The 526-nt window shown below is 46.0% G+C and carries 1 protein-coding gene and 1 pseudogene; both read right to left on the reverse strand.

Going from position 1 to position 526, the window contains the following annotated elements:
• Positions 1-50: 50 nt before the first annotated feature.
• Positions 51-305, reverse strand: coding sequence for a tail protein X (locus ACFINR_RS09645; RefSeq protein WP_375654258.1), 255 nt, complete (start codon positions 303-305; stop codon positions 51-53).
• Positions 306-334: 29 nt separating this feature from the next.
• A pseudogene (locus ACFINR_RS09650) lies at positions 335-526 on the reverse strand (phage tail protein); the annotation flags it as partial.

Genomic DNA, 526 nt, shown 5'->3' on the forward strand with positions numbered 1-526 from the left:
ATGAACAGGTTTGTCTCCCACCTTGACCACAATAAAAGGGTGTGTACGCATTAATCCCATAACCGCTTCACCATGCTTTGGGGATTAGACAACACAAATTCAGGCAGAATGACCGTTAAGCCCCGCGGTAAAAACACACCATATTTGGCAATCTCTGGATTGGCTTCCAGTGTGGCTTCTAAATAACCGTTTAGTCCCCCAACTTGGATGCGGTCTCTGAACACAGCCATGGCATGGTGAAAGCAGAGGAGATCGAGGCTCATATCCTCTAGCTCTACAATAACGCGCTTTTCTGGTATCTTCATAGAGTTTGTCCCTCTTGGATTTGTCCCACCTAGTATTGTCCTTGTGGTTTTCCGCCATAAAAAAAGGGCAAGAGCGTAATAGAATAGCGGATGCGTTGGGATTGACCAGAGCGACTGATATAGTCATGGTCTTTATTGATCGTAGTGATTACTACGGGTCCATGGAGAAGGACACTATAGGTCGTATCATTAATCCAACGAAGCATCTGAACCGGCTTGGC

Origin of the sequence: Bartonella sp. AP19HLJMH (genome assembly GCF_042196245.1) — a bacterium.
In the GTDB taxonomy this organism is placed as follows: Bacteria; Pseudomonadota; Alphaproteobacteria; order Rhizobiales; family Rhizobiaceae; genus Bartonella.